The sequence below is a fragment of the Yersinia sp. LJYL362 genome, from assembly GCF_048323875.1.
The window spans coordinates 1-8,676 of record NZ_JBLWEX010000027.1 but is presented as its reverse complement, the minus strand read 5'-3'; the positions used below and the strand labels follow the sequence as shown (position 1 = coordinate 8,676).

Below are 8,676 nucleotides of genomic sequence, written 5' to 3'. Positions count from 1 at the left end.
CAGCCAATATAGCCAAGGAACGGCTGCAAATTATCGTCGCTGAGCGTCGTCGTGGGGACAGTGAGCCCCATTATTTGCCTGACTTGAAACGCGATATTTTGGCGGTTATTTGTAAATACATTCAGATTGACCCGGAAATGCTGCATGTGCAATTTGAGCAGAAAGGGGATGATATTTCGGTGCTTGAACTTAACGTGACATTACCGGAAACGGAAGAAACGCCTAAATGATTTCTTCGCAATAACTACCCCCTGTATTTATTTACAGGGGGTAATTCTTTTTTATAAACTGTATATATATCCAGGTTTATACTCGTTATATATAACCCGCCCAAACAAGAAAATTCTTAACTCTTATTTCTGCTATTAATATTGCTGTAAAATCTCAGTCAATTCCGTAGCCAATAAATCCCCACGCCAACCACTTAATAATTCAGGTTGAGTTTCTGTCGACTTCAATTTCCAATGCCAACTGAGTAATTGGTTTATTTGGCGGCGTGACGCCAACAATTCGCTACTTAACCCACTGCGTTCACTGACCGACACAATAAGTGCTTTAATATCTTTAAAGACTTTTTTGTAACCAGGCTGATCAATCAGATTGATAACCGGTGGTGGCAACTGGTCCTCAGGAACAGCATTACCTTCCGCTACCAACGCCAGTAAAGTGCGGCCATGATAGCGGATCTCTTGCCCACTTAAGCCCAGAGAGTCAAGCTCACCCAGTGAGGTTGGCTGATAACGGGCAACTTGCCACAAATTCTCTTCGCGAACCACAAAGTTCACCGCCAGGTCACGTTCGCGAGCCTGACGTAAGCGCCATGACGCCAATTTTTGCAGACAAGCCAACTGATGGCCACGCAACTGCCAGGCATTGGTGATTTCACGGTAGGCTAATTCGGGATCGAGTGTTTCACTACGGCGGCGACACAACAGCTCACATTCGTCTTTAGCGGCGTCCATACGTCCTGCTGCTTCGGTCGCTGCAACTAATTTAGTCGCTAACGGTAATAGGTAAAATACGTCAGCAGCCGCATAATCACACTGTTTTTCACTCAGAGGACGAGCAATCCAATCCGTGCGAGATTCGCTTTTATCTAATTCGACGCCTTCAAATTCATTCACCAACATGGCGAAACCGCAAGATAACGAGCGGCCAGAAAATGCCGCCAACACCTGAGTATCAATCATCGGTGTAGGCATCAGTTCAAAAGCATTCAAAAACACTTCGAGATCTTCACTCCCGGCATGTAGGTACTTCACTACATTTAAATCTTGCAACAACTCACGGAAAGGCTGCCACTGCGTGATGGGCAAAGGATCAATCAGCGAAAGTTGTTCACCATCATACAGTTGAATCAGGCCCAACTGAGGGTAGTAGGTGCGAGTTCTGACAAACTCTGTATCCAGCGCAACATGGGCATGTGTTCGGGCTTGTTCGCAGACCTGCTGCAACGCACTGTCGGTCGTGATCAACTGATAATTCAAAACGTGATTCTCTATTAGTCGTTAGTTCTATGGCAAACACAACAACGCCGGTGATAACCGGCGTTGTTGATGATGATTGGGTGACTCCATCGTTAAGCTATGCTGCGTTTTGCTCGCTAGTCTTAGCTTTAATCTGATCGTCACGCAGTTCCCTGCGCAAAATTTTGCCAACATTCGATTTTGGCAATTCGTCACGGAACTCTACTATTTTCGGTACTTTATACCCTGTTAGGTAGCGGCGGCAATGGGTTAGCAGCTCTTCCTGCGTCAATGAGGCATCTTTTTTTACCACAAACAATTTTACTGTCTCACCGGAAACCTCATTAGGCACCCCTACAGCGGCAGACTCCAGTACTTTCGCATGTAACGCCACCACATCTTCAATCTCGTTGGGGTAGACGTTAAAACCTGAAACCAGAATCATATCCTTTTTACGATCAACGATGCGCAAGAAGCCTTGTTCATCTAGCGTCGCAATATCACCTGTTGCCAGCCATCCGTCTTTTAATACTTCATCTGTCGCTTCAGGGCGTTGCCAATAGCCTAACATAACTTGCGGCCCGCGCACCCACAGTTCGCCCGGCTCCCCCATAGCAACATCGTTGCCTTCATCATCCACTAACCGAACATCAGTAGAAGGCACGGGTAAACCAATACTGCCACTGTAATGTTTTAAATCATAAGGGTTACCCGTCACTAACGGCGAACACTCCGTCAAACCATAACCTTCCAGTAAATGTTTCCCAGTCAGTTTTTCCCACTTTTCGGCCACCGCTTTCTGCACTGGCATCCCACCACCAACAGAAAGGCGTAATGTCGAGAAATCTAATTTGGTAAATTCTTCATTATTTAACAGCGCATTAAATAACGTATTGACCCCCGTCATCGCCGTGAAGGGATAGCGACTGAGCTCTTTGACCATTCCTGGAATATCACGCGGGTTGGTTATCAATAAACTGCGCCCGCCTAACTCGATGAATAACAGGCAGTTCATGGTCAAAGCAAATATATGATAGAGAGGCAGAGCCGTAACTACCAACTCGTGACCTGGCTGCAGCAATGGCGCGTAGGCAGCCTTGGCCTGTTCCAGATTCGATTGCATGTTACGGTGAGTTAACATGGCCCCTTTCGCCACGCCAGTAGTACCGCCGGTGTACTGCAAGAATGCCATATCGGTATTGATGACATCCGGCTTCACATACTGCATCCGCCGACCTTTTTGTAAGGCAGTGCGAAATGAAATAGCATCAGGCAAATAGTATTTCGGTACCAAACGCTTAATATATTTCACTACAAAATTAACTAGGGTCCCTTTCGCGGTCGACAATTGGTCGCCCATACGAGTCAAAATGACGTGTTTGACCTGAGTCTTAAATACGATTTTTTCCAATGTATGAGCAAAGTTGGAAACAATAACAATGGCCGCAGCGCCACTATCATTAAGCTGGTGTTCTAATTCTCGCGGGGTATACAAGGGGTTAACATTCACCACAACCATACCGGCGCGCAGAATACCAAACAAAGCGATAGGATATTGCAGCAGGTTAGGCATCATCAATGCGACGCGGTCGCCTTTTTGTAACCCCAAGCCTTGCTGTAAATAGGCGGCGAAAGCACGGCTACGCTCTTCCAGCTTACGGAAGGTCATCACCTCCCCCATATTGATGAATGCAGGTTGGTCCGCATAACGTAATGCAGCGTTCTCAAACATTTCCACCAAAGAAGAATAGCGATCCGGATCAATTTCTGCGGGGACATCTGCCGGATACCGCTTTAGCCATACTTTTTCCAAGGTAGCACTCCTGAAATTATTATTAGTCGCCCAAATAGGGAGGCAAACTTATTTACACCAGAACTTTAACAATATTTTAACTCAGCTTACCAGTTTGCTTTTAAACAATTTTGAGGTTGAGATATACATCACTATTTTCTGGCGTTGAGATCATAGAAATAATCAAGCTGAAAAATAAATCGCAGTAAAATCAACATACTATTTTAATTTAATAATGTTAAATAGTATAAGCTTTTGATTATAAAATCTTTTACTCAAATTCCATGTGGGATAGAGACAAAAAGGGCGCTGAATTCAGCGCCCTTTTGTTAAATACACTTCCACGTAGGTAACCGGCCCACTACTCCGTAACGATAGTTTGTATCGGTGCTGGCCCCGGATTGTACCAACCGCCCCATCCTGGCCCCCACATGCCAGGGTGACGATAACCCCAAGGGTCCATCATGGGTGGCATTAACACTTGCTGCTCAATATGCCAACGCTTGTAACCTGTAGCATTCATTACCACGAAATCATAAGGTGTCTGGCCAATTTTACCCGCTTCAACACCGGTAATTGGCCCAACAACAGTGACAAGATGCCCACGGAAATCGACCGGTTCCAGGAAGCCATTCACATAAGCAATAACACGCCCTTGTGAAGGTTCACCCAAAATAGGTCTGGCTCCGGAATCTAACGGTACGCTAGCAATTTCAAGCCGGGTGCGCCGAGCCTCGTTGGTGACATTAATAACAGTTCCACCAAAACGTGCTTCCTGGCCAATAAAGACCTTGGGATCAGTCCGAACCAAGTTAAGATTTTGCTGCGGTGTCGCGGTTGTTCCCTGAATCGCTGGCGGGATCGTGACACAACCGGAAAGTAACAAAGCGCCCAATCCTAACCAGCCACACTTCCATTTACGGCTCTTGTTCTGGGTAGATTGAGTTGTTGACGTCATTATCGCCATAACCTGAGGCTCCTTATCATATCTCTATCTTGATATTTTAGACTCTAAACAGCATGACAAGTTGCTATATTCTTAATCCTTCAAATTACAGCAGCAACGAGAAATTCTAGCGGCCAGGAAGTTTTTTCCAGGTCACTTCATTGCGCAGATACACCGGCTCGGCATTCTCCACATTGACGACCTGCCCATTCACCCATGATGATAATGCCAGCGGCAACATATCTTCAGCATGGGGTAAGGTTATTTCACCGTCAACCAGCACTACACCACTGCCGCTAATCAGATCAGGATAAGTCTGCCAACCCGTGCCGACCGTTGACCAAGTGCCACTCAATGAGTGTGCGTGCTCCAGCGCTTGTGCCGGTGTCATCACCGCTTCACTCGCGTCGCCGAGCCACACCCCTTCGTCGTTGCGTTCGAATTCGCCCCAATACACTTCGCCCATCCGAGCATCTATTGCCGCTAAAACGCGAGATGCTCCCGTCAGGCGAAACGCCCCCTGAGCCATGGTTTGCAAGGTAGAAATACCGATCATTGGCAAATCAGCGCCCAATGCCAGCCCTTGGCCAATGCCGATGCCAATTCTTACACCGGTAAAACTGCCGGGGCCACGACCAAAGGCCAGTGCATCGAGTTGTTGCAGAGACAAGCCCGACTCAGCCAACACTTGCTGTACCATCGGTAAAATTCGTTGGGTATGTTCTCGTGGGCAAAGCTCAAATAAAGCCTGAACCTCACCGTTGTTCCAGAGTGCGACAGAACAAGCTTCTGTTGCGGTATCGATCGCTAAAATTCGCGTGGACATGCCAACCTCGGCAGGAAAAGAAGATAAATTCAACACAGGGCGCGCATAATAGCACACCCCTCCTCGCTTTTCCCTCAATCGCGCTGCTTGAGAAAAGCGATAGCTTTCGCTAAATCACGGGTACGGGGCGCGGGGGGTAAGCTATTGAGGAACATCGCGCCATAAGGACGCATTACCAGGCGGTTATCACAGATAACCAGCACGCCGCGATCATCAATATCACGAATCAAACGCCCGACACCTTGCTTGAGCGTAATCACTGCATCGGGTAATTGCACATCATTGAACGGATCGCCGCCACGCAAGCGGCAATCTTCAATGCGCGCTTTCAACAAAGGGTCATCCGGTGAGGTAAATGGCAGTTTGTCGATGATAACGCAGGATAAAGCATCACCCCGCACATCCACCCCTTCCCAAAAGCTGCTGGTCGCCACCAAAAGCGCATTGCCCGCCGCCACAAATTGCGCCAGAAGCTGCCCTTTGCTGGTTTCCCCTTGCACCAATACCGGCAATGTCATGCTGGCCCGGAACTCTTCAGCCAGGCCGCGCATCATCTGGTGCGAGGTACACAGGAAGAAACAGCGCCCTTTATTGGCATCAATCAAGGGTTTTAGCATCACGGCCAGTTTACGCGCCGCCCCCGGTTCATTTGCGGAAGGCAGATTGCGCGGCACGCACAGCAATGCTTGATTAGCGTAATCAAACGGGCTGGGTAGCAGCAATGTCTTAGCATTGGTCAACCCTAGTCGGGAGGTGAAATGCTCCAACTGATCATTCACCGACAGTGTTGCTGAAGTGAAAATCCAAGTGCCGGGTTTTTCTTCGATTAACTCGCGAAAGCGGTCAGAAACTGAGAGTGGCGTTAGCGCTAGAACAAAATGCCGTGAGTTACACTCATACCAATAACTATAACCGGGCGTGGAGACATCTTTTAATCGTTTCAGGCGGTTGCGATACACCGTAGCGCGTTCAAAGGCCGCATCCAGCATGGCGCTGCGCCCCAGAGACAATTTCATGACGTCGTAACACAGCTCCAGTGCATCATCGAGCAACAGCAACGCCCGCTGAATCGCGGGTTGCTCCATCACATCGCGCAGATTACCGCGATAACCGGGATCCCCCAGAACCAAACGAAAATCTTGCGTGCTTTGAGTCAGGCGGTCGGCACTTTTTTGTAATTGCGCTGAATCACGCACCTCAGTGCGATAGGCAATAATAATGTCTTTTGCCAAATCCATCAGTTGCCTGCTGGTCAGTTGCTGACCGAAATATTGGCTGGCAATATCAGGTATCTGATGGGCTTCATCGAAAATCATTACATCGGCAGTGGGGATAAGTTCTGCGAACCCGCTCTCTTTCACCACCATATCCGCCAGGAATAGATGGTGGTTAACCACCACCACATCAGCATCCATCGCCCGGCGGCGGGCTTTGACCACAAAACAATCTTTGTACAACGGGCAATCACTACCCAGACAGTTGTCATTGGTGCTGGTGACTAGCGGCCAGACAAAACTGTCTTCTGCCACTTCACCACAGGTACTGATATCCCCGTCTACGGTTTCTGCTGACCAGCCGCGCAGTCGAACTAGATCCACTAATGTTTCACTGGCAAGTTCGCCACCCGCCAGAGATTGCTGTTCCAGTCGCTCCAGACACAGGTAGTTCGAACGGCCTTTGAGTAACGCCAACTTTCCTTTGTATTTTAGGGCAGTCGCGACAGTAGGCAGGTCGCGGGAATAGAGCTGATCCTGTAATGCTTTGGAGCCAGTGGAGATAATGACTTTGCAATCAGCCCGTAAGGCGGGTGCCAAATAAGCAAATGTTTTACCCGTACCAGTACCGGCCTCAACCACCAGTTGTTGTTTAGCATCAATGGATTCGCTGATTGCCGCAGCCATCTGGCGCTGGGACTCACGGGGATTAAAACCTGTAATGGCCTGTGCTAATGCACCATCTGTTGCAAAATCGTCTGTCACGCTTTCTCTTCCGGGCGAAATCAGCGGTGATTATGCCAAGCCTGACGCCTTACGACCACACATTCTCGCGGCGAGCTATGTTACTCTAATGGGATAACTGACATTGACATTCACACAAGGGAGTGAAAATGAGTATTGAACGCATTAATCCAGAAAAACGTTGGTCAGACGCAGTGGTATTTAACAACACTATCTATTACACCAGCGTACCGGAAAATTTGGATGCAGACGCCACGGCACAAACGGCAAATACCCTGGCAGCGATTGATATGATATTGAATCAGCTTGGTTCAGATAAAAGCCGTATTTTGGATGCCACTATTTTTCTGGCTGATAAGGCCGACTTCGCGGCGATGAATGCGGCGTGGGATGCCTGGGTGGTTGATGGCAGTGCACCTGTACGCTGCACCGTCGAAGCCAAGCTAATGAATCCAAAGTATAAAGTTGAAATCAAAATTATTGCGGCTATTTGATTAGCAGCCAAATTTCCTTGGCTTGTCTCAGACTAATCACAACGTGAATAGGCGGGGAAATGTACCGAATGGGTCGCTATTTGTTTAAAATACCAGCCGCGTAAACGGCCGGAGCGCCCATCGGTGCTGTCGCCCCGCCAGACTCCAGATTAGGATAGCTTTATCATTACCATCCCAGCCAGCAACAAGATCAGACCAATCCAGCCTTTATAGTTCAGGCGCTGATTAAATAAGATCCAACCGGCTGCTACCGTGGCGGCGATACCGAATCCACCCCATAAAGCATAAGCCACTGACAACTCAATACCTTTTACCGCTTGGGCCAGCGCACTGAATGCCCCTAATACTGACAACAGCGATAATATGCCCAGCCATACCCGGCGAAAACCATCTGACATTTTCAGCAAGATATTGGCGATGATTTCCAGGATGACAGCCAAAATCAGAAACGCGATATGATAAAACTCAAGCTGTTGCATGATGCTCACCTGAATTTCGGTTCGGACTGTTTGGTTTCTTCGGCTTACGAGTCCCTGATTTCACTAACATTATGCCACCGACCAAGGTGACTAAACCGGCAATTTTCAGTGGCGACAAGCTTTCATCAAACCACAACACACTGAAGACTGTGATAATCAGGATACCAATCCCTTCCCACAGAGCATAGGCCACACCTAAGGCCACTTTTTTCACTGCCAGCGCCAGCATGATATAAGAGCCCGTTATCATAAAATACATCACGATATGCCCGGTCAGTTCACCACTGACACTGGCGTATTTCATTGATAACGTGCCGATAATTTCTGCAACAATCGCTAAACCTAAAAATATCCAATAAATCATTTTTCTTCTCCTAACACGCATAAACGCACGCTAAGGTCTATTTGTTACGGTTATCCTCACTCGGCACCCTATTCACAGGGAATAGACGTGCGCAGGCCGTAAGAAATAGAAACTCACTTGGCGTATAAATTTTGTTAAATTTATTAACTACGGAAGAAGAACGACGCTACAGCTCGCTGCACCAGTGATGCTCACTGGCCAGAATGGCAGACAGGAAGAGTTGACAGGTAGAAGGTTTGAAAGTAATTCCATTAATTTTCATCATAATATATCTCTTTTTTTTAGCCACACGCGGTTTAGCTACATTCTTGTATGCAAAACTTAGTGTGATACGCCTAAAACCCTCATCAA

10 protein-coding genes are annotated in these 8,676 nt (G+C 47.8%); 2 read left to right on the top strand and 8 right to left on the bottom strand.

The genetic code is table 11. The annotated features are described in order from the left end of the window. On the top strand, window positions 1–230 hold a 230-nt coding region (gene minE / locus ACNSO8_RS01100), incomplete at its 5' end, for a cell division topological specificity factor MinE (RefSeq protein WP_418393564.1). Between the two features lie 135 nt (window positions 231–365). Here the strand turns inward: minE and rnd are convergent. The 5 genes from rnd to ACNSO8_RS01075 form a co-directional block, all read right to left on the bottom strand. Beyond that, entirely contained in the window at window positions 366–1,487 is a 1,122-nt protein-coding gene (gene rnd, locus ACNSO8_RS01095) for a ribonuclease D (protein ID WP_019083203.1), read from the bottom strand. Window positions 1,488–1,584: 97 nt separating this feature from the next. Next, the gene (gene fadD, locus ACNSO8_RS01090; protein WP_046050825.1) at window positions 1,585–3,279 is read right to left on the bottom strand and encodes a long-chain-fatty-acid--CoA ligase FadD; all 1,695 of its coding nucleotides are present in this window, start codon (window positions 3,277–3,279) and stop codon (window positions 1,585–1,587) included. 340 nt (window positions 3,280–3,619) lie between these two features. Next, window positions 3,620–4,225, bottom strand: coding sequence for a Slp family lipoprotein (locus ACNSO8_RS01085; protein WP_019079618.1), 606 nt, complete (start codon window positions 4,223–4,225; stop codon window positions 3,620–3,622). A gap of 106 nt (window positions 4,226–4,331) precedes the next feature. After that, a complete protein-coding gene (gene tsaB, locus ACNSO8_RS01080) occupies window positions 4,332–5,030 on the bottom strand; it encodes a tRNA (adenosine(37)-N6)-threonylcarbamoyltransferase complex dimerization subunit type 1 TsaB (protein ID WP_026017861.1) in 699 nt (232 codons plus the stop codon). Between the two features lie 74 nt (window positions 5,031–5,104). Next, window positions 5,105–7,009, bottom strand: coding sequence for an ATP-dependent DNA helicase (locus ACNSO8_RS01075; protein WP_019079620.1), 1,905 nt, complete (start codon window positions 7,007–7,009; stop codon window positions 5,105–5,107). Window positions 7,010–7,137: 128 nt separating this feature from the next. Here ACNSO8_RS01075 and ACNSO8_RS01070 point away from each other — a divergent pair, with 128 nt between their 5' ends. Next, the gene (locus ACNSO8_RS01070) at window positions 7,138–7,482 is read left to right on the top strand and encodes a RidA family protein (protein ID WP_005169202.1); all 345 of its coding nucleotides are present in this window, start codon (window positions 7,138–7,140) and stop codon (window positions 7,480–7,482) included. A gap of 149 nt (window positions 7,483–7,631) precedes the next feature. Here the strand turns inward: ACNSO8_RS01070 and mdtI are convergent, their stop codons facing one another. From mdtI to ACNSO8_RS01055, 3 genes are all read right to left on the bottom strand, one after another. After that, window positions 7,632–7,961, bottom strand: coding sequence for a multidrug/spermidine efflux SMR transporter subunit MdtI (mdtI, locus tag ACNSO8_RS01065; protein ID WP_005163022.1), 330 nt, complete (start codon window positions 7,959–7,961; stop codon window positions 7,632–7,634). Continuing rightward, window positions 7,948–8,325 carry a multidrug/spermidine efflux SMR transporter subunit MdtJ gene (gene mdtJ / locus ACNSO8_RS01060; protein ID WP_005163026.1) on the bottom strand — a complete coding sequence of 126 codons (378 nt, stop codon included), beginning with the start codon at window positions 8,323–8,325 and terminating at the stop codon, window positions 7,948–7,950. Before mdtJ ends, mdtI begins: the two co-directional genes overlap by 14 nt. A gap of 166 nt (window positions 8,326–8,491) precedes the next feature. Beyond that, window positions 8,492–8,676: hypothetical protein (locus ACNSO8_RS01055; RefSeq protein ID WP_418393563.1), on the bottom strand; the 185-nt coding region annotated here is incomplete at its 5' end.

Excerpts from the sequence above, each read along its gene's own strand:
- tsaB (WP_026017861.1), bottom strand. The coding sequence starts at position 5,030 with ATGTCCACGCGAATTTTAGCGATCGATACCGCAACAGAAGCTTGTTCT.
- mdtJ (WP_005163026.1), bottom strand. The coding sequence starts at position 8,325 with ATGATTTATTGGATATTTTTAGGTTTAGCGATTGTTGCAGAAATTATC.
- ACNSO8_RS01070 (WP_005169202.1), top strand. The coding sequence starts at position 7,138 with ATGAGTATTGAACGCATTAATCCAGAAAAACGTTGGTCAGACGCAGTG.
- mdtI (WP_005163022.1), bottom strand. The coding sequence starts at position 7,961 with ATGCAACAGCTTGAGTTTTATCATATCGCGTTTCTGATTTTGGCTGTC.
- ACNSO8_RS01085 (WP_019079618.1), bottom strand. The coding sequence starts at position 4,225 with ATGGCGATAATGACGTCAACAACTCAATCTACCCAGAACAAGAGCCGT.